We start from the raw sequence: 24,505 nt of genomic DNA, 5'->3' as shown, positions 1-24,505 counted from the left end.
TGACCCCCTTGGTGCGAGACGTTTAGTTTCCTCGATCAGGAAACGTTCTTAACCGTTTCGCCTTGGGGGGCTCATGAAGGGTTTCACCCGCAGTCTGGTCGCCGCTGGAGCGGCTGCGGCGGTTCTCGTGGCCGCCGCGCCCGCTCCCGCCTCCGCTGCTGAAAAATACGTCAAAGTCGGGTACTTCACGCAGTGGGGCATCTACGGCCGCGACTTCCAGCTGGCGAAGGTCCAGAAGTCCGGCGCCGCCGCCCGGCTCACCCACCTCAACTACGCGTTCGGCCCGGTCACCGCGGACGGCGTCTGCGCCTCCGCCGACCCGTGGGCCGACTGGCAGACCCCGTTCTCCGACGCCGGCAGCGTCGACGGCGTCGGGGACGTCGCCGGTCAGCCGATCTCCGGCAACCTCAACCAGCTCGCCGAACTCAAGAAGAAGAACCCGAAGCTGCGGGTGCTGATCTCGCTCGGCGGCTGGAGCGGCTCGGCATACTTCTCCGACGCGGCCCTGACCGACGCCTCCCGCAAGAAACTCGTCACGTCCTGCCTGGACCTGTGGATCAAGGGCAATCTGCCCGGCCTCACCGCGGGCGTCGCCGCCGGCATCTTCGACGGCGTCGACCTGGACTGGGAATGGCCCGGCTCGGACGGCAACACCGGCAACGTGATCCGCCCCGAGGACAAACAGAACTTCACCCTCCTCGCCGCCGAGTTCCGCGCCCGGCTCGACGAACTCGGCCGCAGCACCCGCCGCCACTACGACCTGACCGCGTTCCTTCCCGCCGCCCCGGCCAAGATCGCCGCAGGCTTCGAGGCGAACAAGATCTTCAAGTACCTCGACTTCGGCACCCTCCAGGGCTACGACTACCACGGCACCTGGGAGGCCCGGACCAACCAGCAGTCCGCGATCCGCGTCCCGGCCGGCGCCCCCGACAACCCCGACTTCTCGGTCGAGAACACGGTCAACGCCTGGCTCGCCGGCGGTGCCCCGCGCCGCGAACTGGTGCTCGGCGTCCCGTACTACGGCCAGGGCTGGACCGGCGTCACCGGCACCGGCAACGGCCTCTTCCAGCCCGCCACCGGCCCCGCCCCCGGCGTGTTCGCGGCCGGCACCGAGGACTGGAAAACCCTCAAAACCCTTCCGGCGCGGGGCTACACCGTGCACCGGGACCTGCGGAACGGTCACGCCTGGCTCTTCAACGGCAACACCTTCTGGACGTACGACGACCCGGCCGTCCTCCTGCAGAAAACCCTCTACATCCGGAGCCGCGGTCTCGGCGGCGCCATGATGTGGTCCCTCGACGGCGACGACGAGAACGCCACCCTCACCAAGAGCATCGCCGCCGGCCTCCACTGACCGCTCCCCGTGCCCGGCCCCGATGTGGGCCGGGCACGTCGTATGCTCGTGGTCATGGGGAAACGGCCCGAGCCGGGGTCATCGCGGTGGTGCCGCCCGGCGTACGGGCCGGCTCGGCCTCCGCGCCGGAGCTCGGGCGTTCTCCGGGAGTCCCGCTCGCTCGCGGCGACCGTCCGTGACGACGAAGCCGCCCCCGGATTCCCCGCCACCCGATCCGCCTGCGACCCTGCGCGTGGCATCCCGGCCCGTCCGGGCCTAGTTTGGTGACATGGCCACTACGGTTCTACGCGTCCGGCTTGTCGGCGGCGATCGGATGGACATCTCGTACGACCACGCCGACATCTCCGGCGAGGACCAGTTGGTGGAGCACGTGATCGCGACGTTGGCGCAGGATTCCGGGGTTCTCCGGGCCCGGCACGGCGATCGGCTCGTCGTCCTCTACGGCCGGGGTGTCGCCGCGATCGAGGTCGCACCTCGCGGTGCCGTCCTGTGATGACGTCCTGTTGATGGGCCCGCAGCGGCCGGATTCCGTGCTGAGAGGAGAGCAGCACGATGTGCGGTTCTGAGTCGTCGTTCGCGCCGGACGACGAGTTGCGGGCTCCGCTGACCGCACTCATGGTGTCGCTCGCCGAGCTGCCGGACGACGATCCGGCCGTCGACGAGCTTCTCGCCGCGATAGCGGCGTCAGCCGCCGGGACGATCGCCGGAGTCGTCTATGCGTCCATCACGGCCTGGCGAGGCGCTGGTTTCACGACCGTCGCGGCCAGCAGCGACCTGGCTCGGGCGGTGGACGATGCGCAGCATGCCGAGGAAGCCGGTCCCTGTGTGCAGGCCGCGCGGACCGGCAAGCCGGTGAACGTGCCGGACATCGCCGCGACGATGGCCTGGCCGGGGTTCTACCGGCAGGCCACTGCTCTGGGGCTGCGGGCCTCGGTCTCGGTGCCGTTGTTCGCCGGCGGGGGCGTCCCCGTGGGTGTGCTGAACCTGTACGGGCGTGAGCCGTCGGCGCTGTCCGCTCTGCTGGCCGGGGTGCACGCCGTTTTCGCTGCCGAGCAGATCCCGGGCAGCGCGCTCGACGCCTGTGACGATGCCGGTACCCGGCAGTTGCTCGTCGGGCTGGGGTTGGCGTTGCAGGCCCGGGTGACGATTCAGCGGGCCCTCGGGGTCCTGATGGCGTGGGACGGCAGCGACGCCGCCGAGGCGCGCCGCATGTTGCAGGAACGGGCCACCGCCCGGTCGGCCGTGTTGTCCGTGGCGGCGACGGAGGTGCTTGCCGCGGTGATGCCTGCTCCTGGCTCCGGAGTGCAGGTCACGACGGCGCCGGCCGTCGGCGGCACGATGCTGGTCGCGCTGACCGGCGAGGTGGCGGCGCCCCTCGACATCGACGTTCTGACCCGGCTGACCGCTCTCCTCGACGAGCCGGCACGGGTATGGAAGCTGGACCTGACCGGGCTGCGTTTCTGCGACCTCGCGGGTCTCCGCGTCCTGGTCGACCTGCAGGAACGCGCCGCCGCCGCCGGCCGCACGGTCCGCGTGGTCGCGGCCTCCGGCGCCGTGCGCCTGCTGATGGAAGTCACCGGCACAGCGTGGCTCCTCGGCTATCCCCCGGCGTCGACGAACGGGAACGACGAGCCGGGGTGACTCGGTATCGGCTGGCGCAGCAGGATCCGGGTTCCCTGCGGCGTGCTGGTGACCTGGGCGTCAGGGCAGATGCGGCGGATCAACCACAGGCCGGCGTGGCGCATGTCGGCGGGTTGAGGGGTGTTCGTGCCGTTCCAGCTGCCCATCTCCAGGCCGGGGCCGTCGTCACTGACCTCGCACCACAGGTTTCCCCGATGACGCCACAGCCACAGCCGGCCGCCACCGGCGTGCTCTTCGGCGTTCACGGCGGCCTCGTGGACGGCGAGCAGGAACGCGTCGGCTGCCGAACCGGACAGACCGGCGCCGGTGATCTGCTGCCGGACCAGTGTGCGGAGCACGGTCAGGGTGTCGGTGGTGATGCGGTGGATCAACTGGATCGGCTTGTCGGTGACGAAGTGCCGGGTGACGGGCACGCCGGCCACGACTTGGTCGGCGACGGTGCTCAGGCCCTCACCGATCCGGGCCGCGTGGCGGCGCATCTCGTCCAGAGCGGTGTCGACGCCGATGCCGAGCGACTCGGCCAGGATGCCCCGGGCCCGCTCGATGGCGACGCGGCCGTTCAGCAGCCGCTGTGACTGCGCCGCCAGCACCGTGCGATATCTCTGATCGTGCTGCATCAGCAGCCCCGCGGCGGCGATGTTCGCCAGCGACCGCGTCAGGCCCAGTTGCTCGGGGGTGAGCCATCCGGCACGGTGCCGGAGCACGTTGAACACCCCGATGACCTCTCCGCGCACCCGCATCGGCACCGCGGTCACCGACCGGAATCCGCCTTCGCGGGCCTGCCGGGCGAAGGCGGCCCACCGGGGATCGGGAACGTCCAGGTCGGCGTCGGACACCGGCAGCCCGGTGGCGAAGCTCCAGTTGCCGGGCGTGTGGGAGGCCTCGAGCAGGTCGATCCACGTGGCGTACTCCGGTGCGGCCGCCAGCAGGCGGAGCGTGCCACGGCTGTCGGCCAGCATGATTGCCGCCACCTGCGCGCCGACCAGCTCGACACACCGGTTCGTCAGTTTCTCCAGCAGCCCGTCCACGTCGAGGTCGGTGACGAGGGCATCGGACAATTCCACCAACAGATCCAGCGTCGCCGGACCCTGCGCTGCGCTCACCGGTAGTCACCTGTCTTCATCGTCGGCCAGGGTGTCGAACCTCAAGCGCCGCGCGACCACGTCCGCAGCAAGTTCGTCGAGATCACGCCCGGCGGCGAAGGCATGCGCGCGCAGCCGCGCCAACGCCTCCTCCACCGGAACTCCGAGTTGCACACTGATCATGCCGGTTGCCTGGTGCACGGCGGCTCGGTGGAGCCGGGGGTCGCCGGCACCGCCGTACTGTGGCGGGTCGTCGCTGTCCTCGTGCGCCGCCGTCTCGGCCAGGATGAGCTCGATGACCGCCCCGGCGAGCACCCGGGCGTAGGCCAGGCTCGAGGCGGGCAGCTCCCCCGGCGTGTCGCGGTACAGATCCAGGACGCCCATGCCGGTCGCGCCGATTCCCAGGGGCAGGGCGAAGATCGCCTGCGCTCCGGCCATGAGGGCGGCCGGCGTGAATGCCGGCCACCGTTCGAACCACGTCGGCTCACGTAGATCATCGGCCAGGACCGGGGCCGCCGCCGCATACGCGTCACGGCAGGGTCCCTCGCCGAGCAGGAACTGCAGTTGCTCCACCCGGGCGCTCACCGGGTCACTGGCGTAGCGCACCTGCTGGGTCTGCGGAGTCATCATGGTCACGCCGACCCCGCCGATGCCGGGAAGGTCGGTCAGGCACGCGCGGCACAAGCCGTCGATGTCCGGACCGTACGCCGCCACCAGTTGCTCCACCTGCAACCGGTGTCCGGCGTCATCCACATCGATCACGGCATACCCCGGACACACGTAGACACCGGGAGGTAACCATGACCAGACCTCCGACCCCTGCCGGGTGAGCTGTGGCTCGGCTTCGGACCCGGCGTCGTTTTCGCCGGCATCCCATCGGGCCACCCACCGGGTTCGGCAGATTCGTCTACAGACTACGCCTACCACGGAGGCCGGCCCGCCGGTGCTCCGCGCCCGTCACTGATCAGATTCGTTGCGGCCTTGCCGGCCGCCGAGTGCGGGCGGCCTCGGCTCGTGAGAGGGTCGAGGCGCCCGCGAGCGTGATGTGCGGTGGGCCACGACGGTGAGGATTCACGACCATGTCATCGCTTTCCTCCGAACGCCTCGCGGCGGTCTTCGTCGAGATCGCCGACACCCTCGTGGCCGAGTTCGACGTTCTGGAGTTCCTGACCATGCTGGCCGACCGGGCCGCCACTCTCGTGGACGCGGCCGCGGTGGGGGTGTTGCTGGCCGATCAGAGCGGTGAGATGACGTTGCTGGCGGCATCCGACGAGAGCGCCCGCCTGGTGGAGGTCTTCCAGGTGCAGAACCGGGAGGGGCCGTGTCTCGAGGCGTTCCGTACCGGCCTGCCGGTCGTCAACGTCGATCTGCTCGAGGCCGCGGATCTCTGGCCGATGTTCGCACCGCACGCCGCCACAGCCGGCTTCCGTTCCGTGCATGCCTTCCCGTTGCGGCTGCGCTCCGACGTCATCGGCGCGCTCAACGTCTTCGGCGCCCGCCCCGGCGGCACCTTCACCGCGCCCGACGTGGCCGTCATGCAGGCCCTGGCCGACATCGCCACGATCGGGTTGCTCCAGCAGCGCACCATCCACCGCGGCGAGGTGCTGGCGGGCCAGTTGCAGGACGCACTGGACAGCCGGGTCGTGATCGAGCAGGCCAAGGGGGTCATCGCGCAGGCCCGCGGGGTCAGCGTCGACGAGGCGTTCGCCGCGATCCGCGTGTACGCGCGCAGCCGCAACCTACGCCTGGTGGAAGTCGCCCGGGCCGTGGTCGCCAGCCGATCCGGCGTTCCTGACCTGATGGGTCCGCCACCGGGAAGCCGGCCGTGACGCCCCGCGGCTGAGCAGCGCGGCGAAGGCGACCCGGTTGGTCCCGTCGTCGGCGTCACGACCAGGATCGTCCCCGCCGGTTCGGTCCAGGGCCCGGCGGATCGCGATCCGTTCCGTCCAGGCCGCCACGCGGGTGCCGGCGCCGGTGTGGAACCGGGCCATCCACCACACCTCGACGAACGTGCCCTGAACGACCGCGCGCACGTCCTCGTCGCGGCAGAGCATCCGGCAGGCCACCTGAGTCACCGGGCGGCACAGCGCCTCGTAGAGAGCTACGAACGCCCGCCGGTCCCGGCGTGCCACCCGGTCGACCAGCATGCACAGATCAACGGCGACGGGAACAGGATCCACGTGAACGGCCCTCCACTGGCGACGGGATACCGTCCCGCCGGGGGCCGGAGCGGGCGATGAAAGTTCGTTCGCACGGTATCCACGACAGGGTCACGTGACTATGCCTCCGGCGCGGGATCACCCGATCGGCGTGGCCCGTGCGAAAAGTTGAAACCGAGCCAGGCGATCAGGGTCGGGTTGACGTACCGTTGAGCCATTGGCGATGCCCGTCGTCGCCGTCCGCTGCTCCAGACCTCGGCAGCGCGCCGTCCCGCCGCGCGCCCTGGAGCCGTTGTGATCGTTGATCGTCCCCCTGTTGTCGCGAGTCCCGGTCGTGACCTGGTCAGCATGATCGAGCGGCGATGACCGAGGGCAAGGCGCTGCGGGCTCGCTGGGCGCAGCCGCCCTTCCTGGTCACCACCGCGACCGGTGGCCGCGGCATCTCGGTGGGCGTCACCGCCGACGCGAGCACCTCGGTGATCGAGATGACGGTGCACGGCCAGTGGTCACCGGCCCTCGGTGATCAGGTGACCGCCATGCTGCAGCTGTGCGTGGCCGGGCCGGCGGCGACAATCATCGTCGATCTTCATGACCTGACCGATCGGCACGGGGTCAGCCGTAAGTTCTGGATGACGGCGGTGCGTGCGGCACGTCTGCGGCCGATGCCCGTCCAGGTGGTGTTGTGCCTGCCGGCCACGACCATGCTGGGCTACCGGTTACGCCATCACGACGTGCATCGGCCATCGATATTCGAGACCCTGCCGGATGCCCGCCGGGCAACCTCGGCGCGTCTGCCGCACGACAACCGGCTGCAGATCCGGCTGGCCCCGGAGCCGATCTCGGTGCCGGCCGCCCGCGGTCTGGTCATCCAGGCCTGTGATGACTGGCAGCTCTCCCGGCTGCGCCGCGACGCCGGCCTGATCATGTCCGAGCTGGCGTCCAACGCGGTGCAGCACGCCTGCACCGATCTGGTGGTCACCGTGTCCCGCCGTGACCGGCGGCTCCACCTGGCTGTCCGCGACGCCGACACACGCTATCCACGGGTGCGCCCCTCCGCTCGCGACGGCCGGGAGAGCGGGCTGAAGGAGGGCGGCCGGGGACTGCTGCTGGTTCACGCCACCGCCGACGCATGGGGAGCGCTGCCCGCCCGCGGCGGCAAGGTCGTCTGGGCCACCCTGTCGTCACCGGCTCTCCGGGAGCACCGACCGGGATGAACGAGCCTCACCGTTCCCCGCCGGGGAGCCCATGACGGGGACGGCACCGACGGCCCGATCCCGGTCGGCCCGGTGTGAAGCCGTTCGGCGCACCGCCCGGCCCGCTCGGCGCACGTTGATCGCCTGGGGAGTGGCTGTCTCGTTAGCGTGACGGAAACCGCACACGCTGTTGAGGGAGGCGGATCATGGCAGAGCCGGAATCCCCACCACGTACCGATAGAAGCCCCTGGAACTGGCTGCTCCTGGTGCCGATCGTGGTGCCGCTGCTAACGTTCCTCTACAACTATGACGAGCCGCGGCTCGGTGGCTTTCCGCTCTTCTACTGGCTGCAGTTCGCCTTCATCCTGCTCGGCGTCGGCACCACCTCGCTGGTGTATCGGATGACGAAGAAGCGGGGCCGGTCATGAGCGAGCTTGCGAGCGAATCCTTGGGTTCAGCCGAAAACTCAGGGCGACGCCGGAGCGCAGCGGAGGTGGCGTCATGAGCGGGCACGTCACTGAGATCGTCGTTTTCACGGTGCTGTTCCTGCTGGTCAGCGGGATGGGTTTCGTGGCCGCCCGGTGGCGGGCGCCGCAGGACATGGCGCATCTGGACGAGTGGGGGCTGGGCGGGCGCAGTTTCGGTGGGTGGATCACCTGGTTCCTGGTCGGCGGGGACCTCTACACGGCGTACACGTTCGTCGCCGTCCCCGCGCTGATCTTCGGGGCCGGGGCGGCCGGGTTCTTCGCCGTGCCGTACACCGTGGTGATCTATCCGCTGTTCTTCCTGATCCTGATCCGGCTCTGGTCGGTGTCGCACCGGCACGGATTCGTCACGCCGGCCGACTTCGTGCGGACCCGGTACGACTCGCCGACGCTCGCCCTGCTGATCGCGATCACCGGCATCGTGGCGACGATGCCGTACATCGCTCTGCAGCTCGTCGGGATCGAGGCGGTGCTCAAGACGATGGGCGTGACCGGGGACAGTGCGATCGCCCGGCATCTGCCGATCATCATCGCGTTCGCGATCCTGGCGGCCTACACCTATCAGTCCGGGCTGCGGGCGCCGGCGCTGATCGCGTTCGTCAAGGACACCCTCATCTATATCGTGATCGCGGTGGCGGTGCTCTACCTGCCGTACAAACTCGGGGGTTGGGGTGCGATCTTCGACGCCGCGGACAAGAAGTTCCAGGCGTCGGCCGCGCCCGGCGACGGGATCCTGCTGAACGCCAACAATCAGGTGCAGTACTTCACGCTGGCGCTCGGCTCGGCGCTGGCGCTCTTCCTCTACCCGCACAGCATCACCGGCGTGCTGGCCGGCAAGAACCGTAACGTGATCAAACGGAACATGTCGGCGCTGCCGGCGTACAGCTTCCTGCTGGGCCTGATCGCGCTGCTCGGCTACATGGCGATCGCGGCCGGTGTGAAGCCGCTGCCCGGGGCGAAAGCCGGCAGCGTGGACAGCAACACGGTGGTGCCGCTGCTGTTCGACCTGCACTTTCCGGCCTGGTTCGCCGGGGTGGCGTTCGCCGCGATCGGGATCGGCGCGCTGGTCCCGGCCGCGATCATGTCGATCGCCGCGGCGAACCTGTTCACCCGCAACATCTACAAGGAGTACCTGCGCAAGGACGCGACCCCGGCCCAGGAGGCGAGCGTCGCGAAGATCACCTCGCTGGTCGTCAAGATCGGCGCGGTGGCGTTCATCGTCTTCCTCGACCCGCAGTTCTCCATCGACCTGCAGCTCATCGGCGGGGTGATCATCCTGCAGACGGCACCGTCGGTGATCCTCGGCCTCTACGGCCGCTGGCTGCACCGCGGTGCGCTGATCGCCGGCTGGGCGGCCGGCATGGTGCTGGCGTTCTGGATGCTGTGGCAGATCCCGAACGCCGCGACCGGCCGCAAGCACTTCGGCGGCTCGGCGTTCGCGCTCTCCGAGTTCGGCCTCGACACCAAGAAGACGATCTACGTCGGGTTCGTGGCGGTGCTGGTCAACCTGATCGTCGCGGTGCTGGTCACCTGGTGGCTGCGAGTCATGAAGGTCGCCCCCGGCGAGGACGGGACGACGCCGAGCGACTACTTCGCCGACGAAGGCGACCCGAGGATCGAGCGGGAACGGGCCACCACGGTCGGCACGGTCTCCTCCACCTGACCGAAATCAACCACGATTTTCCCGTACGTCGTGAGCACGCCCGCCGCGAGTCCGGCGGGCGTGCCCCGGCCTTGCGGTGGTGGCGCGCTCACGGCGTACCCACATCGGGTTCGGATCTTGGATCGGGTTTTGCTTTTATTGCGGACCTTGCGGTCCGTTGCGAACCTTGCCCCCGTTCGACCCATCTTCGGTAGCGTCTGCCCTGTTCCGAGGGTTCTTCGCATCCGAATCGCTGGGGAGGTCCGCGTTGCCGGCGCAGATGACGCTGACGCAGCAGTTCGCCGCCGAGTACGCCAAGGGCGCGGTGCCCGGCATGCTGAAGGCGATCCGGACCATCAAACGCGCCAACAACGGCATCCTCATGGGTGCGCTCGCCGCCAGCTACCTGCACCAGGGGCACTACCTGGTGAGCCTCGGCGCCGGACTCTTCGCCTGGATCGTCCCGGCCGTTTTTGATCTGGCCATGGTCTCCATGCTGACGATCAGCCAGACCGCCGGGATGGCCCAGGACGCGCAGAAAGCCGCCCTCAAAGTCCTCGTCGTGGTCGTCTCCATCTCCGCCGCCGTGAACTTCGCCGCGCCCGGCCCGCTCGGCCTGCGGATCATCTTCTCCCTGGTGGTCGGCCTGGTCGCGGGCGTCGAATGGGTCGCCGCGAAGATCCGCCCGGACTTCGCCGCGATCGAGGCCCGCGAGGTCGAGGCGACCGCCGAGGTCCGCCCGGCCCGCCGCCTCGACCCGGAGGTCGCCCGGCAGCGAGCGGCGAAAGCAGCCCTCACCCGGCGCGCCAACCAGGCGGCGAAGGTGGCTGAGGACGCGGCCCGGTCACGCGGGGCCAAGGCCGCCGAAAAGGCGCGGGCGCGCGCGGCGAAGGACGTGCTGGAGCAGGCCGAGCTCGAGGGCTTCTTCGCGGCGCAGCAGCCGTACCAGCCGAGCTACCCCGAGGTGACCCAGCCGGTCCGCGTCCGGCAGTGATCCACTCCGCCGTTCGGCACCGGGTGACCCTCATCCGGCCCGCGGGGCCTCCGCTCGGCGACCCAGCCGGTGAGGTCGGGCGCCTCCACCCGGTGATCCGGCCTGGGCGAGGCCGAGCGCCCCCGCCCGGTGACCCGGCCGGTGGGGCGGGGCTCTCGGTATGCGGCATCCGCCCCGGTGAGAGGGCGGCGGACGAGCCGGCCTGTACGCCGGATTCTGTGGCCGGGGCGTGTACCCCGGTGGCGGCCATCCATCTCGGCCTGCCGTTGCCGGCAGGCTCATGCGGCCTACCCGCAGGATCAGGCGAGCAGCCCTCGAACCCTGCGCCGGCCGTGACCTCGCGGTCGCGGCCTTGCTTGGCCTTGCTCCGGGTGGGGTTTACCGAGCCACCCCGGTCACCCGGGGTGCTGGTGAGCTCTTACCTCACCGTTTCACCCTTACCGGCTCACGCCGGCGGTCTGTTCTCTGTGGCACTTTCCCGCGGGTCGCCCCGGGTTGCCGTTAACAACCACCCTGCTCTGCGGAGTCCGGACGTTCCTCGGCGATGCCTTTCGGCACCGACGCGGCCGCCCAGCCGACTCGTCCGTCGCGACCCCATTCTACGTGCCGCCCCGCGGGGGCCTCGCGGCCCGGTGGCGATCCGGATCTTGTGGCGTTCGCCCTGAACCTCGTTACCCCGGCTGACGCGGCCCGGCTGGGCGCTTATGGCTTGTCCGCCGCCGTGAAAGACCCTGGGAGCCGGCCGAGGCGGCGCGGCTGCGCGCGAGGGGTGTGCCGGTCGGCGGGTAGGGCTTCTCGCGGCCGGCCGGGACAGCGCTGGATGTGGGGGTGTGAGGGAGCGGGCGCGGGTGAGCAGCGGGGCGCGGCCAGGGGTGGGAAGGGAGCGGTGTGACGTCGGCGGGAAGCAGGCGACCGGGGGCGGGCTGAGGCCGTAAGGTCGCTCGCATCATGGATCTTTCGCACATCTTGTTGCTGGTGGTGGCCGGGGTCGCGGCCGGTGGCGTGAATGCGATCGCCGGTGGGGGATCGCTGATCACGTTTCCGGGTCTGATCGCGGCCGGGTTGCCGTCCGTGGATGCGAACGTGACGAATTCCGTCTCGGTCTTCCCGGGGTATGTGTCGAGTGTCGCCGGGAGCCGGGCCGATCTTGCCGGGCAGGGCGGCCGGGTGCGGTCGGTGGTGCCGGCCGCGGTGGCGGGCAGCGTCGGCGGGTGTGTGCTGCTGCTCGTCACGCCGGGGCGGGTGTTCGAGGTGATCGTGCCGTTCCTGGTGCTGGGGGCGGCGGCGACGCTGGCGTTCCAGGAGCGGCTGCGCGGCCTGGTCGGGCACCCGCGGGCGATGTCACCGCGCCGGGCGGCGGTCACCCTGCAGGTGGTGGTGTTCGTGGGGGCGATCTACGGCGGGTATTTCGGTGCGGCGCTCGGCGTCATGTATGTCGCGGCCCTGGCCCTGGTCCTGGACGAGCCGTTGAAGCGGATCAACGCGTTGAAGAACGTGTTGTCGGCGACGGTGGGCCTGGTGACGGTGCTGGTGTTCGCGTTCTTCGCGGACGTGCACTGGGCGGCGGTGGCGACGCTGGCGCCGGCCACGATCGTCGGCGGTTATGCGGGGGCGCGGGTGGCGCGACGGCTGCCGGCCCGGGTGTTGAAGTACCTCATCGTCACGTTCGGGACGGCCATCGGTCTGCTGCTGCTGTACCGGGCGTTCCGCTAGTCCGATTCCGGTCGCGCGCGAGAGCGATGATCTTCGCTACCCAGGCGGGTCCGGCATCAAACGGGCCCGCAATCACGACGTACGCGAAAAAGGGTTTTGCGGGCTTTGAATCGTCGTCATCAGGACCTCCAAGGCTTCCTCTTCGTCCAGGTCGTGCAGGCTTTTGCAGTCGGCCGCACGCAGCGGGGCGGGTGTCGGAACGGAATCCAGGCGCAGGACCGTGAGAGCGGTCGTGATCGGCACCTGGGACCAGTCCGATTCGGATGCCCGGTGCTCGGCGGAGACGAGAACGATCACTCGATCGGAGCCGGAAAGCGCGAGGGCTAGCCGATCGGCGAAGTCGACCCCGGCCGGCAGCATTTCCACCGCATGACCCGCGGCCTGCAGTGATTCGTTGATCCACTGTGCCCAGACGGTGTCCGCGGGGGCGTGGGAGACGAGTACCGGCACGTCTCCAGCATGCCGTAACTTATTCCACATTGGGCATAGGGCGTCGACGGACATCACTCGGATGGTGTGACATTGTCATCCGTTGACGTGCAAGTTGCACAACTCTTAGTGTCGAACCCGTAACGCCGGGTGGACCCTTGCGCAAAACAGGGGTGTCCTTGGCGGACGGGGAGCACATAACAGCAACGGAGTCGAGGAGCGCTCGATGACTGTCGCGATCGGGATCAACGGCCTCGGACGCATCGGTCGCAGTCTGACCAGGATCGTCGCCGCCGCGCCCAATCCGGGCATCTCGATCGTCGCGGTGAATGACATCGCGTCCACCGAGAAACTGGCATACGGCTTACGCCGCGACAGCATCCGGGGCTCGTTCCCGGGCACGGTGACCACCCGCGGCGACTACCTGGTGGTCAACGACCACGCCATCCGCACCTACCGCCACGAGCGGCCGGAACGCATCCCGTGGGCCGACCAGGGGGTGGAGGTGGTGATCGAGGCGACCGGCCGGTTCCGGGCCGGCGGCACGGCCCGCACCCACATCTCCCACGGGGGCGCCCGCAAGGTGGTGATCAGTGCCTCGGCCGACGACCCGGACGCGTTCCTGGTGATGGGGGCCAACCACACCAGCTACGACCCGGGCGTGCACGACGTGGTCTCGCCGGCCTCCTGCGGGGTGAACGCGCTGACCGTGATGGCCAAGGTGCTGCTCGACCGGTTCGGGCTGGGCTCGGTGAACACGTCGGTGATGCTGGCCACCCAGGGCTGGGGCCGGGTGCAGGATTCGCTGATCGGCGCCTCACGCGACGACCCGCGGCTGGGCCGGGCGACCGGGGAGAGCATCATCCCGCACAACCACGTGGTCGGTGACCTGGTGCGGGTGGCGCTGCCGGAGATCGGCGAGATGCGCTACAGCTACTACTGCGTGCCCACGCCGATCGGGTCGCTGGCCGAGTTGTCCGGCCAGACCGGGCGTCCGGTCTCGGTCGAGGAGGTCAACCGGGCGATGGCGGAGGCCGCGGCCGGGCCGCTGCGCGGCATCCTGGCGTACGACCCGGACCCGACCGTCTCCATCGACGTCAAGAACAATCCGGCGTCGTGCCTGTTCGACCCGTCGGGAACGCAGACCACCGCGGACGGCGGGGTGAAGGTGCGCGGCTGGTTCGACAACGAGTGGGGCTTCTCGAACCGATTACTCGATCTCGCGCGGCTGATCGGTGAACGGTTACCGGTTCCGACCGGCCGGGTCAGCTGGAGCGTCGCATAGGTTGGACCGCGTGATCAATCTTGCGGACGTGGAAGACGCGGCCCGGCGCATCGAGGGCCGGGTGCGGCGCACCCCGCTGGTCGAGGTCGAGCCCGGCCGGTGGTTCAAGCTGGAGTACCTGCAGCACGCCGGCTCGTTCAAGACCCGCGGCATGATGAACAAGATCCTCAGCAGTACGGTGCCGGCGGCGGGCGTCGTCGCGGCCTCCGGCGGCAACGCGGGGCTGGCGGCGGCGTACGCGGCCCGGGAGCTGGGCGTGCCGGCCGAGGTGTTCGTGCCGGTGACCGCCCCGGCGGTGAAGGTGACCAAGCTCGCCGAGCTGGGTGCGAAGGTCGTCCAGGCCGGGAACGAGTACGCGGAGGCCTACGCGGCGGCGCAGGAACGCACCGACGCGCTCTTCGTCCACGCCTACGACGATCCGGCGATGGTTGCCGGCAACGGCACGACAGGTCTGGAGATTTCCGGGGTCTCGGACACGGTGCTCGTCGCCGTGGGTGGCGGAGGCCTGGTCGCGGGCCTGGTCGCCGCGCTGCGGGACCGTGCCCGGATTGTCGCGGTGGAGCCGGTCGACTCTCAGGCGCTGCACGCGGCACTGAAAGCCGGAAAACCGATAGATGTCCGAGTTTCGGGGGTGGCGGCCGACTCCCTGGGAGCGCGACGAGTCGGCGACATCGCCTTCGCACTCGCCACCGACGCCAAGATCGACTCAATCCTGGTCGACGACGACGCGATCATCCACGCCCGCCGCAAACTCTGGGACGACTACCGCATCGTCGTCGAGCACGGCACCGCCGCCGCCTACGCCGCGCTGATCTCCGGCGCCTACCGCCCGGCGCCCGGCGAACGCGTCACCACCCTGCTCTGCGGCGCCAACACCAATCCCGCCGATCTGGGCTGATCTCCGGCAAGAAGAGGGCAGGCTCAGGGATGTGGCCGACGAGATCCAGTCAGTGCATCAGTTCCGGCGCTTCGCCCTCGCCGTCTGCGCGATCGGCGTCGTCATCCAGCTCGGGCTGACCGCGTACTACCTGGGCATGGGCCACAAGGCGGCGCCCCACCACCTCCCGGTCGGCCTGGTCGCGGACGCCGAGCAGCGCGCCCAGGTCGTCGCCATGCTGGAGGACGGCGGCCGGTTCGAGGTGGGCGACTTCGCCTCGGCGGACGCGCTGACCGTCGCGATCAGAAGACGCGAGGTGTACGGCGGAGTCGACCTCAGTGGCGACGCCCCGCACCTCTACGTGGCCGGAGCCGCCGGCCCGGCCGCCGCGACCCTGCTGCGCAGCACGTACACGTCGGTGATCCAGCAGCGGACCGCCGGCAAGGTGACCACGCTGGCCCAGTCGCACGACGACATCCCGGTCGCGACTGTCCAGGCGTTGATCACCCCGCCGCAGGTGACGGACGTGGTGCCGTTGCCGAGCGACGACGTCAACGGGGTGTCGCTGGGCTTCCTCACCCAGGCGCTGTCGCTGGGCGGGACGATCGCGTCGATGGGGCTGGGGCGGCTCATTCCCCGTACGCGCCGGAGCTGGCGCCGCGGCGTCGCGCACCTCTCCACGCTGATCCTCTACGCGGTCGGCTCGGCGGCCGCGGTCCTCTGGTCGATGAGCTGGTTCGGGGTGGGCAGCGAGGCGAACCGGTGGGAGATGCTCGGCATCTTCTCGCTGATCTCCCTGGCCGTGACCGGCTCCACGGCCGGCGCGGTCGCGCTGGTCGGCCCGGCGGGCGCCGCGGTCGGCGCGTTCTACTTCACGATCGGCACGGTGATCTCCGGCGCCAGCATCCTGCCCGAGTTCCTTCCCTCGTTCGGGCAGCACCTCGGCGAGAACCTGCCGACGGGCGCCGGGGTGCAGGCGGTACGCGACGACCTCTACTTCCCGGACGCGCCGATCGGACCACATCTGTGGGTGCTCGCGGCGTACGCGGTAATCGGTTGTCTTCTGGTTTTGATCACGAATGTCGCGCCGAACCGGAAGGACAGCACGTCCGAGGTCGATCTCGACCTGACCGTGCGTCTCGAAGGGGTTCCCGCCGGGTCAATTCCCCGGAGCAACTCAGATTTCCGTGGCCACGCCGAACCAGAAGAGCGTGGGAATCGAGGGAGTGAACGCACGCATCGCGAACATCCAGAGCCGGATCATCGCGCTGCAGACTCAGCAGGCCACCACAGCGACGACCGCGGCCCGGACATCGGAGTCGGGAAGCAGTAGCAGTGCCAGTTTCGCCAGCCAGTTGCAAGGGGCGATCGCTGCCCGGAACGGGCCGGAAGCCGGCCAGACCTACAAACTCAACGCCAAGGGCATTCCAGAGGACCTGATCGCCTACGGCAACGGGAAGATCCCGGCGAACGCACTCGAACAGGTCGGCGGCACCCGGCACAAACTGTGGGCGCCGGCCGCGGAGAAACTCACCCAGCTGATCGACGACGCCAGACGGGACGGCGTGAAGATCGGTATCACCGACTCGTACCGGCCCTACGAGGAACAGGTCGACCTGGCCCGCCGCAAGGGCCTCTACTCACAGGGCGGGCTCGCCGCCAAACCCGGCACCAGCGAACACGGCTGGGGCATGGCGACCGACCTGGACCTGAACCCGGAAGCGCTCGCCTGGATGCGCAAGAACGGCGACCGCTACGGCTTCGTCGAGAACGTCAAACGGGAGAGCTGGCACTGGGCGTTCCGACCCAACACCTAGACCCCTTCCGCGGTACGCCCGGAGCCGGCCCGCCGCGAGCCTGCGGCCGTCATCCGAGTGGTCGTCCGCGAGCCCGCCGCCGATCCGGCCGCGGCGCCCCGCCAGGCGCCGGGCCGGTTCGCACCGTGGTCACCCGGCCCGGGCGGGCCCGGTGCCGACCAGCCGGCACCGTCAGACGCGGCAGAGGATCTCGCCGTGCGGAATGGTGAACCAGCCGTCGGGGGACTGCGACCACTCGCGCCAGCCGGCCGACAGGCGCTCCAGATCCTCCCGCGACGCGGCGCCGGTGCGCAGCGCCGTCGCCGCCATGTCGGACTCGAGGATGCGATCGGCCCACATCCCGCCCCACCACGCGCGGTCGTCATCGTCGGCGAAACACCACACGGTGGCCGTCGCGGTCACGTCGGTGAAGCCGGCGGCCCGGGCCCACGACAGCATCCGCCGCCCGGCGTCGGGCTCACCGCCGTTGCCGCGGGCGACCCGCTGGTAGAGGGCCAGCCACTCGTCCAGCTCGGGCACCAGCGGAAACCAGGTGAAACCGGCGTAGTCGCTGTCGCGCGCGGCGACCACCCCGCCGGGCCGGGTGACCCGGCGCATCTCGCGCAGCGCGGCGACCGGGTCGGTCACGTGCTGCAGCACCTGGTGGGCGTGCACCACGTCGAACGTGTCGTCGGGGAAGTCGAGGGCGTGCACGTCGCCGACCGTGAAGTCGACGTTGCCCAGGCCGCGGCCGGCGACCTCGGCGCGGGCCAGGGCCAGCGCGTCGGCGGTGCGTTCCAGCGCGGTGACGCGTGTGACCTGTGTCGCCAGGTCGGCGGTGATCGTGCCCGGGCCGCATCCGACGTCCAGCAGTGTGAATCCGGAGGAAAGATGCGGCAGCAGGTATGCCGCCGAATTCTCTGCGGTGCGCCAGCGGTGTGAGCGCAAGACCGACTCGTGGTGCCCGTGGGTGTACGTCGCCATGCCTTCGAAGCTAGCCCCGTTGTCCTCTAATGTGGGACAGTCATCTCATAATTTGAACAAGACGATTTCTTGGTACGCAGTTCAGGCCGTATTTTGGTCGACATGAGGATCGGCATCGTCGGCGCGACGGGACAGGTCGGTGGCGTCATGCGCCGCATCCTGGCCGAGCGCGCTTTCCCGGTAAGTGAGCTCCGGCTCTTCGCTTCCGCGCGCTCCGCGGGCCGCACCCTGCCCTGGGGCAGCGGCGAGGTCACCGTCGAGGACGCGGCCACCGCCGACTACAGCGGCCTGGACATCGTGCTCTTCTCGGCCGGCAAGGGCGGCTCCAAGGAGTATGCGCCGCGCGTCGCCGAGGCCGGTGCCGTCGTCGTCGACAACTCGTCGGCCTGGCGCATGGACCCGGACGTCCCGCTCGTCGTCGCCGAGGTCAACCCGGACGCGGCGAAGGTGCGCCCCCGCGGCATCATCGCGAACCCGAACTGCACGACCATGGCCGCGATGCCGGTGCTCCGGCCGCTGCACGAGGAGGCCGGGCTGGTCTCCTTCGTCGCCACCACGTACCAGGCGGTCGGTGGCGCCGGGCTGGCCGGCGCGGCCGAGCTCGACGAGCAGATCAAGAAGGTCGCCGACCGGGCCCTCGAACTGGTCCACGACGGATCCGCCGTGGAGTTCCCCGAGTCGAAGGTCTTCCCGAAGCCGATCGCGTTCAACGTGATCCCGCAGGCCGGCTCGTTCGTCGACGACGGCAGCTTCGAGACCGACGAGGAGCAGAAGCTCCGCAACGAGAGCCGCAAGATCCTCGGGCTGCCCGAGCTGCTGGTCTCCGGCACCTGCGTGCGCGTCCCGGTCTTCACCGGGCACTCGATCCAGGTGAACGCGCGCTTCACCCGGCCGCTGTCGCCGGCCCGGGCCCAGGAACTGCTCGCGTCGGCGCCCGGCGTGGAACTCTCCGACGTGCCCACCCCGCTGCAGGCGGCCGGCCGCGACCCGTCGTACGTGGGCCGTTTCCGCGTCGACCCCACCGCGGAGAACGGGCTGGCGTTCTTCATCTCGAACGACAACCTGCGCAAGGGTGCCGCCCTCAACGCGGTGCAGATCGCCGAGCTGGTCGCCGCCGAACTGAGCTGATCCGTCGTTCTCCACTGCCGCCCCGGCCGCGTTCTGCGGCCGGGGCGGCGGCGTTTTCCGGCCCATCGAAGGTCTCTCTGGTGTGAATGCGAAGGGGAAGCCGGGCGAATTGACCGGGTGGCTCGTTCCGATGAGGTATGACGGTCAATCCTCTGGACTCCACAATGGAAATCTTGGGCATTTTGCCCGAATCGGTAGCGCATGGTCGTTTTTAGTTGCAGAGTGATGGAATGAACGACAGTGGGCTCGGCGGGGCGGGCTACTTCTGGTGCCTCCGACACCACCGGGTCGAGAACGGCGACGACGTGTGTCCCGCCCAATACCGGCTCGGCCCGTTCGCCACGGCTGACGAAGCGACACGGGCCCTCGAAACGGTCGAGAAGCGCAACGCCGATTGGGAAGCCGAGGACGTCCGCTGGACCGGGGAGAGCGATTAGACCGTCACCCTCGCTCCATGACCGACCTTCCCCGGCGCCGTCGTGCCCGCAGTCATTCGCAAGGAGGAAACACCCCGATGCCCCCTGCCAAGAAAACTCCGATCAGACCCGCCGCCTCCGGCGCGGGATCAAAATCCGTTTCCCGTACGGCGAAAAGTGTGGCCGCGAGTGCGCCCCGCACCGGCGTGAACGCGCGGCCGGCGGCGACCGGGTCGTCGACCGGCCGCAATGGAACGGGCAGCCGGGCCGCATCGGACACCCGCAAGGCAACCGCCGCGGCGGGGAGCAGGACCGGCGCGCCCACGACCGCAGCCGGGAGCAAGGCCGGCGCGCCCACGACCGCAGCCGGGAGCAAGGCCGGCGCGTCTGCGAATGCGGCCGGGAGCAAGGCCGGCGCGTCCACGACCGCGGCCGGGCGCAGGGCTGGGAAAGCGGTGACCGCGGCCGGGGCGGCAGCGGGCCGGAGCGCGACCGGGCGGGCGCCCGCGCCGCGGGAGAGCGCGTCGAAGACGGCAGCGGTGGGACGTGCCGCCGCGAAGGTGGGGAGTGGAGTCGCGGTGGGTGCCAGGTCGAAGGTTCCGTCGGGTGTGACGGCTCGGGTTTCCGGCGCGGGTAAGAAGGTGGCCGCCGCGACGGCGACGGCGAAATCGTCCGCGGCCAAGACGGTGACGGCGAAATCGTCCGCGGCCAAGACGGTGACGGCGAAATCGCCCGCGGCCAAGACGGCCGCGGTGAAGCCGTCCCCGGCGAAACCGTCCGCGGCCAAGACGGCGGCGGTGAAGCCGTCCCCGGCGAAAACGGCTGTGGCCAAGGGAACTGCGGCGAAATCGTCCGCGGCCAAGACGGTGGCGACGAAGACGGCTGCGACCAAGTCGGCCGCTGCGAAGACGGCCGCTGCGAAGACGGCCGCGGGCAAGCCGGCCGCGGTCAAGACGGTTGCGTCCAAGGTGACGGCGGCTCGGACGGCGACCACCAAAGCCGCGGCTCCGAAGGTCGCGGTGACCAGAGCGGCGACGCGAACGGCTGCGGCCAAGCCTGCCGCGGTGCAGACGTCGAGTGTGAAGACGAGTGCTGGGTCGAAGGCCGCTGCTCCGAAGGTGGCCGCGGCCAGGACAGCTTCAGGTGCTGCCGGTAGGAAGGTGCCGGCGGCGAGAGCGGCGTCCACGACGAAGGTTCCGGCGGGCCGGGCCGCGGCGACCAAGCGGGTGGTCGCGGGTGTGCCGGCGGCTCGCGGTGCGGCGGCGGGCAAGGCGGTGGCTGCGGCTCGGAGTTCGGTCAAGAGCGGGGCGGCCAAGGCGGTGACCGGGCGGGTTCCGGCTGCTCGGACCAAGACGGGGGCGACCAAGCCCGCCGCGACGAAAGTGACTGCGGCTGAGTCTGCGGTGGCCAAGGCGACGGCGACGAGGACTGCCGCGACGAAAGCGGTCGCTACGAAAGCCGCGGCGGTGAAGGGGACGGCTGCGAAGTCTGCGGTGACCAAGGCGGCCGCTACGAAGTCGGTTGCGGCCAAGTCGGCCGCGACGAAGTCGACGGCGGCCAAGTCGACGGCGGCCAAGTCGACGGCGGCCAAGTCGACGGCGGCCAAGACGGTTGGCGTCAGGACGACGGCAGCAGCGGGCAAGCCGGTGGCTGCGAAATCGGCGACCAAGGCGGGCGGGGGCAAAGCGGCTTCGAACCCCGTGAAAGGTACGGCAGGACGGGGTGGGAGCGGGCGCGTCAAGGTGCCGGCGGCGCGGGCTGTGAACGTACCCAAGAAGGGTGTCGTGCCGCAGCGAAGCAGTGGCGCGGCAGCGGCCCGGAGCGGTCGGCGCGTCGCGGCGGCCAGCAGCAACGTGCCCAACAAGACGCAGGTGACGGTCTCCACCGACGCCGAGAAGGACTGGAACCGGACCGGATCGGCCTGGCCCGCGTCGACGGCCGAAGGAGACCGGCCCGGCGACGCGGACGTGTCGCCCAGCGAGTTGACCGACCGGCCGTTCCTCGGCGGATGGTTCGCGCCGCCGCGGGACAACCCCAGCCCGGACCGGGAATCGGACCAGTGGGGTGCCGACCGGCCCGACCTGGAAGCGCTCGGCACCCCGGAGACGGAGAACGCCGACGCCGACGAGGAGGACTCGGACGTGGTGTCGGCGCAGATGGCGGCGTTCGCCAAGAGCGCGCGAGCCCGCGGCCAGCTGTTCCTGTCACCGGACGACGAAGGTGTCGTCGAGGACGGCGGCGTGGTCCGGAGCACCCCGGTACGCAAACGCGGTGAGACCGAACCCTCCGAGGCAGCGGCCGTCCGCGCGGCACAGGCCGAGACGGCGGCCACCCGGGCGGCGCAGGCCGGAACCGCGGCAGTCGGACAGATCGCCCCGGACCAGCCGGAACCGCCGGCCGCCCAGGTCGCCGTCGGCGGCGGTGCGCTGCCGGTGAACGCCGGGATGAGCCGGCCCGGTCCGAACGGGCCGACGACCGTGCTGTCCCGGGAACCCGGAGACATCGGGCGTTCGACGGTCGAACCCGGATCGGCGCAGGAGGCGGCGGCCAGTGCCGAACCGGCGCCGTCCCGGATGACCCGGCGCGAGGCCGCAGCCCAGCGGGCCGCGGCCCGGGCCGCGAACAGCCGGCCGGAACCCGCCGAGGACACCCGGCCCGCCGAGGACACCCGGCCCGCCGCGGACGTCGCAGGATCGGCACAGCGGACCGTCGGAGCGGCACAAGGTGCAGCCGCCAAAGCCGCGGAAGCGGCCGAGGCCGCGGCCCAAGCGGCCGAACTCGCCGACGAGGCGGCGAAGGCCGCAGTCGCCGAACAGGCTCGCGGGCCGGTCAAAGCGGTCGGATCCGCGGTCGGCGGCCGGGCGTCGGCGCCGGTGAAGACGGTGGGATCGAAAGCGGCCCGCGGCCGGGCGGCCGGGCCGGTGAAAGCTGTCGGAGGACGGGCTACCAGCGGTCGGGCGGCTGCGGCGGCTGACCGGGCGGCGGCTGCGGCGGAAGAAGCGGCGGGGATTCGCCAGAGCACTGCCGGTGCCAAGGCGGCTCCGGCCAGGGCGACCGCTACGAAGTCGGCGGCGACCAAGGCTGGTTCCGGCCGGGCTGCGGTGAAGGCGACCGGGGCGAGTGCTTCCAGGACGGCGCCGGCCAAGGCGGCTGGGACCAGGGGTTCCGCGGCCGAGGCGACGGCGAGCAAGGCGACCGGGACCAGGGCTACGGCTTCGAAGGCCGCTGCGTCCAAGGCGACGGCTTCGAAGGCCGCTGCGTCCAAGGCGACGGCTTCGAAGGCGGGCGCCACCAAGGCCACCGCGACGAAGGCTGCGGCCACCAAGGCCACCAAGGCCACCGCGACGAAGGCTGCGGCCACCAAGGCGAACGTGGCCAAGGCGACGGCGACCAAGGCCACGTCCAGCAGGACGAACGTGACGAAGGCGGCTGGGGCGAAGGCTGCGCCCGGCAAAACGAACGCGGCCAAGGCGACCGGGGCCAAGGCGACCGGGGCCAAGGCGACGGCGACCAAGGCCACGACCACCAAGGCGACGAAGGCTGCGCCCGCCAAGGCGAGCACGGCGAAAGCGACCGCTACCAAAGCGGCCGCGACGAAGGCCGCGGTGTCGAAGGCTGCGCCGAACAAGGCGGGTGCCGCGAAGGCGACCGGGACCAGGGCTACGGCGGCTAAGACCGCGCCGGTCAAGGCGGGCGCCGGGAAAGCGACTGCTACCAGGGGCGCCGCTACAAAGGCTGCACCGAGCAAGGTGAGTGGGTCGCGAGCTGCTGCGACGAAGGCCGCGGCCAGTAAGGCGACTGGCTCGAAAGCTACGGCCTCCAAGGCCACGGCCTCCAAGGCCACGGCCTCCAAGGCCACGGCGTCGAAGGTCACCGCTGGCAAGGCTGCCGGCACGAAGGCCGCGGCGGCGAAGGCTGCCGGCACGAGGGTGACGGCGGCGAAGGCCACGACGGCGAAGGCTGCGCCCAGCAAGGCAGCTACGTCGAGGAACGCTGCCAAGTCGGCGCCTGCCAAGGCGAGCACTACAAGAGCGACCGCGACGAAGGCTGCCGGCACCAGGGCGACCGCGACGAAGGCTGCCGGCACCAGGGCGACCGCGACGAAGGCTGCCGGCACCAGGGCGACCGCGACGAAGGCTGCCGGCACGAAGGCGGCCGTGAGCAAGGCGACCGCGACGAAAGCCGCTGGGTCGAGAGCGTCCGCCACGAAGGCCGCCGGGTCAAGGGCGACCGGGGCGAAGGCGACTGGAGCCAAGGCTGCCGCGACTAAGGCGACCGGTGCCAGGGCCGCTGGTAGCAAGGCGAGCGGCGCGGCCGGAAGCAAGGCGACCGGGACCAGGGCGACTGCGGCCAAGGCGACGGGGCGAAAGGCCGCGCCGGGTCGTGCTGTCTCGGCACGGGCGGCTGCTACGGCGGAGGCGATGGTTGCTGAGGCGGCTGCGGCTGAGGCGGCGGCCACCGAGCTGGCGGCGGCCAGGGCGGAGGAGGCGATGGCCACCGCGAGTGTGGCGGCCGTGTCCGCTACGGCGGCCAAGACCGCTGCTCGCAAGGCGGCCAAGACTGCCGCTACCACCCGGGCTGCTGCGGCGAAGGCGGCCAAGACGGCCAAGGCGGCTGCCACCAAGGCCGCGCAGGTCGCCGATACGGTGGGCGACGAGTCTTCGGCCCGGTCAGCGAGCCGTTCCGGCGCGTCCAGGGCCGGTGCCCGGTCCCGGGCCGCCGGCCCTTCCGACGGGACGTCGGCCAAGCAGACGGCCGGCCGGGCGAGCGGTGCGGGGGCGGGCAGCCGGTCGAAGGCCGCGCAGGCGAGCGGTGCGGGGGCGGGCAGCCGGTCGAAGGCCACGCAGGCGAGCGGTGCGGGGGCGGGCAGCCGGTCGAAGGCCACGCAGGCGAGCGGTGCGGGGGCGGGCAGCCGGTCGAAGGCCGCGCAGGCGAGCACCCCGGCAAAGGGTGCGCAAGCCAAGGGCGCGACCGGGTCCGCCGCCGCGAAGGCGACGAAGGCCGGCGCGCGGACTCCGGCGTCGCGGGCCGCCTCGGCCGCGAACGCGGGTGTTCCGGCGAAGAAGGCCCCCGCGAGGAAGGCGGCGAACAAGGCCACGGCGGCGACCTCGGGCAAGTCCACCGGGAACGCGGCCAAGACCAGCACGGTCAGCCGTACGCCGGGGACGAACGGCGGCGGCACCCGTGGCTCGCGGAGTGCGGCCAAGGCCACGTCGGCGGCGCGGGCGAGTGCGGTCCGCGCCCCGTCCGGCGCCCGCCGCAGCCGATAACCGCACTACCGAACCGCTGAACGGGCCGCGCCGGCATGGCGCGGCCCGTCGCGTACG

The 24,505-nt window shown here is 70.8% G+C and carries 22 protein-coding genes and 1 other RNA gene; 16 read left to right on the top strand and 7 right to left on the bottom strand.

Annotated elements, in window-relative coordinates:
- Positions 1 to 73: 73 nt before the first annotated feature.
- The 3 genes from ACH442_RS02790 (at position 74) to ACH442_RS02780 (ending at position 2,995) form a co-directional block, all read left to right on the top strand.
- Positions 74 to 1,354 (top strand): glycoside hydrolase family 18 protein, encoded by a 1,281-nt coding sequence (locus ACH442_RS02790; protein WP_396120819.1) that lies wholly within the window; start codon positions 74 to 76, stop codon positions 1,352 to 1,354.
- A gap of 268 nt (positions 1,355 to 1,622) precedes the next feature.
- Entirely contained in the window at positions 1,623 to 1,847 is a 225-nt protein-coding gene (locus tag ACH442_RS02785) for a hypothetical protein (RefSeq protein WP_396120818.1), read from the top strand.
- A 59-nt stretch (positions 1,848 to 1,906) separates the two neighbouring features.
- Positions 1,907 to 2,995 (top strand): GAF domain-containing protein, encoded by a 1,089-nt coding sequence (locus tag ACH442_RS02780; RefSeq protein WP_396120817.1) that lies wholly within the window; start codon positions 1,907 to 1,909, stop codon positions 2,993 to 2,995.
- Here ACH442_RS02780 and ACH442_RS02775 read toward each other — a convergent pair.
- Positions 2,953 to 4,098: a GAF domain-containing protein gene (locus ACH442_RS02775; RefSeq protein WP_396120816.1), complete on the bottom strand. Its 1,146-nt coding sequence runs from the start codon at positions 4,096 to 4,098 to the stop codon at positions 2,953 to 2,955. The two genes, ACH442_RS02780 and ACH442_RS02775, sit on opposite strands and share 43 nt — an antisense overlap.
- A gap of 6 nt (positions 4,099 to 4,104) precedes the next feature.
- Positions 4,105 to 4,839, bottom strand: coding sequence for a GAF and ANTAR domain-containing protein (locus ACH442_RS02770; protein WP_396120815.1), 735 nt, complete (start codon positions 4,837 to 4,839; stop codon positions 4,105 to 4,107).
- Positions 4,840 to 5,156: 317 nt separating this feature from the next.
- Here ACH442_RS02770 and ACH442_RS02765 point away from each other — a divergent pair, with 317 nt between their 5' ends.
- The gene (locus tag ACH442_RS02765) at positions 5,157 to 5,906 is read left to right on the top strand and encodes an ANTAR domain-containing protein (RefSeq protein WP_396120814.1); all 750 of its coding nucleotides are present in this window, start codon (positions 5,157 to 5,159) and stop codon (positions 5,904 to 5,906) included.
- Here ACH442_RS02765 and ACH442_RS02760 read toward each other — a convergent pair.
- Positions 5,817 to 6,257, bottom strand: coding sequence for a sigma factor (locus ACH442_RS02760; protein WP_396120813.1), 441 nt, complete (start codon positions 6,255 to 6,257; stop codon positions 5,817 to 5,819). The genes ACH442_RS02765 and ACH442_RS02760 overlap by 90 nt on opposite strands.
- Positions 6,258 to 6,598: 341 nt before the next feature.
- Between ACH442_RS02760 and ACH442_RS02755 the strand changes: the two genes are divergently transcribed.
- The 4 genes from ACH442_RS02755 (at position 6,599) to ACH442_RS02740 (ending at position 10,550) form a co-directional block, all read left to right on the top strand.
- Positions 6,599 to 7,450 carry an ATP-binding protein gene (locus ACH442_RS02755; protein WP_396120812.1) on the top strand — a complete coding sequence of 284 codons (852 nt, stop codon included), beginning with the start codon at positions 6,599 to 6,601 and terminating at the stop codon, positions 7,448 to 7,450.
- Between the two features lie 185 nt (positions 7,451 to 7,635).
- Entirely contained in the window at positions 7,636 to 7,857 is a 222-nt protein-coding gene (locus tag ACH442_RS02750) for a DUF3311 domain-containing protein (protein WP_396120811.1), read from the top strand.
- A gap of 73 nt (positions 7,858 to 7,930) precedes the next feature.
- Entirely contained in the window at positions 7,931 to 9,577 is a 1,647-nt protein-coding gene (mctP, locus tag ACH442_RS02745) for a monocarboxylate uptake permease MctP (protein ID WP_396120810.1), read from the top strand.
- Between the two features lie 259 nt (positions 9,578 to 9,836).
- Positions 9,837 to 10,550: a hypothetical protein gene (locus tag ACH442_RS02740; protein ID WP_396121027.1), complete on the top strand. Its 714-nt coding sequence runs from the start codon at positions 9,837 to 9,839 to the stop codon at positions 10,548 to 10,550.
- Positions 10,551 to 10,739: 189 nt separating this feature from the next.
- Here the strand turns inward: ACH442_RS02740 and rnpB are convergent.
- Positions 10,740 to 11,132, bottom strand: an RNA gene (gene rnpB / locus ACH442_RS02735) — RNase P RNA component class A.
- Positions 11,133 to 11,498: 366 nt separating this feature from the next.
- Here rnpB and ACH442_RS02730 point away from each other — a divergent pair.
- On the top strand, positions 11,499 to 12,263 hold the full coding sequence (locus tag ACH442_RS02730) for a sulfite exporter TauE/SafE family protein (RefSeq protein ID WP_396120809.1): 765 nt from the start codon (positions 11,499 to 11,501) through the stop codon (positions 12,261 to 12,263).
- A 72-nt stretch (positions 12,264 to 12,335) separates the two neighbouring features.
- Here the strand turns inward: ACH442_RS02730 and ACH442_RS02725 are convergent, their stop codons facing one another.
- Positions 12,336 to 12,713, bottom strand: coding sequence for a toll/interleukin-1 receptor domain-containing protein (locus ACH442_RS02725; protein ID WP_396120808.1), 378 nt, complete (start codon positions 12,711 to 12,713; stop codon positions 12,336 to 12,338).
- Between the two features lie 205 nt (positions 12,714 to 12,918).
- Here ACH442_RS02725 and ACH442_RS02720 point away from each other — a divergent pair, with 205 nt between their 5' ends.
- The 4 genes from ACH442_RS02720 to ACH442_RS02705 are packed head-to-tail and all read left to right on the top strand — an operon-like array spanning position 12,919 to position 16,671.
- Positions 12,919 to 13,977, top strand: coding sequence for a type I glyceraldehyde-3-phosphate dehydrogenase (locus tag ACH442_RS02720; protein ID WP_396120807.1), 1,059 nt, complete (start codon positions 12,919 to 12,921; stop codon positions 13,975 to 13,977).
- Between the two features lie 10 nt (positions 13,978 to 13,987).
- Positions 13,988 to 14,875 carry a serine/threonine dehydratase gene (locus tag ACH442_RS02715; protein ID WP_396120806.1) on the top strand — a complete coding sequence of 296 codons (888 nt, stop codon included), beginning with the start codon at positions 13,988 to 13,990 and terminating at the stop codon, positions 14,873 to 14,875.
- Between the two features lie 31 nt (positions 14,876 to 14,906).
- A complete protein-coding gene (locus ACH442_RS02710; protein ID WP_396120805.1) occupies positions 14,907 to 16,187 on the top strand; it encodes a hypothetical protein in 1,281 nt (426 codons plus the stop codon).
- Positions 16,072 to 16,671, top strand: coding sequence for a D-alanyl-D-alanine carboxypeptidase family protein (locus ACH442_RS02705; RefSeq protein WP_396121026.1), 600 nt, complete (start codon positions 16,072 to 16,074; stop codon positions 16,669 to 16,671). Before ACH442_RS02710 ends, ACH442_RS02705 begins: the two co-directional genes overlap by 116 nt.
- A 171-nt stretch (positions 16,672 to 16,842) precedes the next feature.
- Here ACH442_RS02705 and ACH442_RS02700 read toward each other — a convergent pair whose 3' ends face one another.
- Complete coding sequence (locus ACH442_RS02700; protein WP_396120804.1) at positions 16,843 to 17,634, bottom strand: class I SAM-dependent methyltransferase; 792 nt, start codon at positions 17,632 to 17,634, stop codon at positions 16,843 to 16,845.
- A 102-nt stretch (positions 17,635 to 17,736) separates the two neighbouring features.
- Here ACH442_RS02700 and ACH442_RS02695 point away from each other — a divergent pair, with 102 nt between their 5' ends.
- On the top strand, positions 17,737 to 18,762 hold the full coding sequence (locus ACH442_RS02695) for an aspartate-semialdehyde dehydrogenase (RefSeq protein WP_396120803.1): 1,026 nt from the start codon (positions 17,737 to 17,739) through the stop codon (positions 18,760 to 18,762).
- A gap of 230 nt (positions 18,763 to 18,992) precedes the next feature.
- Positions 18,993 to 19,199, top strand: coding sequence for a hypothetical protein (locus tag ACH442_RS02690; protein ID WP_396120802.1), 207 nt, complete (start codon positions 18,993 to 18,995; stop codon positions 19,197 to 19,199).
- Positions 19,200 to 19,251: 52 nt separating this feature from the next.
- Here ACH442_RS02690 and ACH442_RS02685 read toward each other — a convergent pair whose 3' ends face one another.
- On the bottom strand, positions 19,252 to 20,784 hold the full coding sequence (locus ACH442_RS02685) for a hypothetical protein (protein WP_396120801.1): 1,533 nt from the start codon (positions 20,782 to 20,784) through the stop codon (positions 19,252 to 19,254).
- Between the two features lie 178 nt (positions 20,785 to 20,962).
- Here ACH442_RS02685 and ACH442_RS02680 point away from each other — a divergent pair, with 178 nt between their 5' ends.
- Positions 20,963 to 24,448, top strand: a complete 3,486-nt coding sequence (locus ACH442_RS02680) for a hypothetical protein (protein WP_396120800.1) — start codon at positions 20,963 to 20,965, stop codon at positions 24,446 to 24,448.
- Positions 24,449 to 24,505 lie beyond the last annotated feature (57 nt).

Origin of the sequence: Actinoplanes sp. NPDC020271 (assembly GCF_044388125.1) — a bacterium.
Classification (GTDB): Bacteria; Actinomycetota; Actinomycetes; order Mycobacteriales; family Micromonosporaceae; genus Actinoplanes.
The sequence above is the reverse complement of the archived record's forward strand: the minus strand, read 5'-3'. Positions and strand labels throughout refer to the sequence as shown.

Coding starts and splice junctions, on each gene's coding strand:
- ACH442_RS02790 (WP_396120819.1), top strand. CDS start 74: ATGAAGGGTTTCACCCGCAGTCTGGTCGCCGCTGGAGCGGCTGCGGCG.
- ACH442_RS02785 (WP_396120818.1), top strand. CDS start 1,623: ATGGCCACTACGGTTCTACGCGTCCGGCTTGTCGGCGGCGATCGGATG.
- ACH442_RS02780 (WP_396120817.1), top strand. CDS start 1,907: ATGTGCGGTTCTGAGTCGTCGTTCGCGCCGGACGACGAGTTGCGGGCT.
- ACH442_RS02765 (WP_396120814.1), top strand. CDS start 5,157: ATGTCATCGCTTTCCTCCGAACGCCTCGCGGCGGTCTTCGTCGAGATC.
- ACH442_RS02755 (WP_396120812.1), top strand. CDS start 6,599: ATGACCGAGGGCAAGGCGCTGCGGGCTCGCTGGGCGCAGCCGCCCTTC.
- ACH442_RS02750 (WP_396120811.1), top strand. CDS start 7,636: ATGGCAGAGCCGGAATCCCCACCACGTACCGATAGAAGCCCCTGGAAC.
- mctP (WP_396120810.1), top strand. CDS start 7,931: ATGAGCGGGCACGTCACTGAGATCGTCGTTTTCACGGTGCTGTTCCTG.
- ACH442_RS02740 (WP_396121027.1), top strand. CDS start 9,837: ATGACGCTGACGCAGCAGTTCGCCGCCGAGTACGCCAAGGGCGCGGTG.
- ACH442_RS02730 (WP_396120809.1), top strand. CDS start 11,499: ATGGATCTTTCGCACATCTTGTTGCTGGTGGTGGCCGGGGTCGCGGCC.
- ACH442_RS02720 (WP_396120807.1), top strand. CDS start 12,919: ATGACTGTCGCGATCGGGATCAACGGCCTCGGACGCATCGGTCGCAGT.
- ACH442_RS02700 (WP_396120804.1), bottom strand. CDS start 17,634: ATGGCGACGTACACCCACGGGCACCACGAGTCGGTCTTGCGCTCACAC.
- ACH442_RS02695 (WP_396120803.1), top strand. CDS start 17,737: ATGAGGATCGGCATCGTCGGCGCGACGGGACAGGTCGGTGGCGTCATG.
- ACH442_RS02690 (WP_396120802.1), top strand. CDS start 18,993: ATGAACGACAGTGGGCTCGGCGGGGCGGGCTACTTCTGGTGCCTCCGA.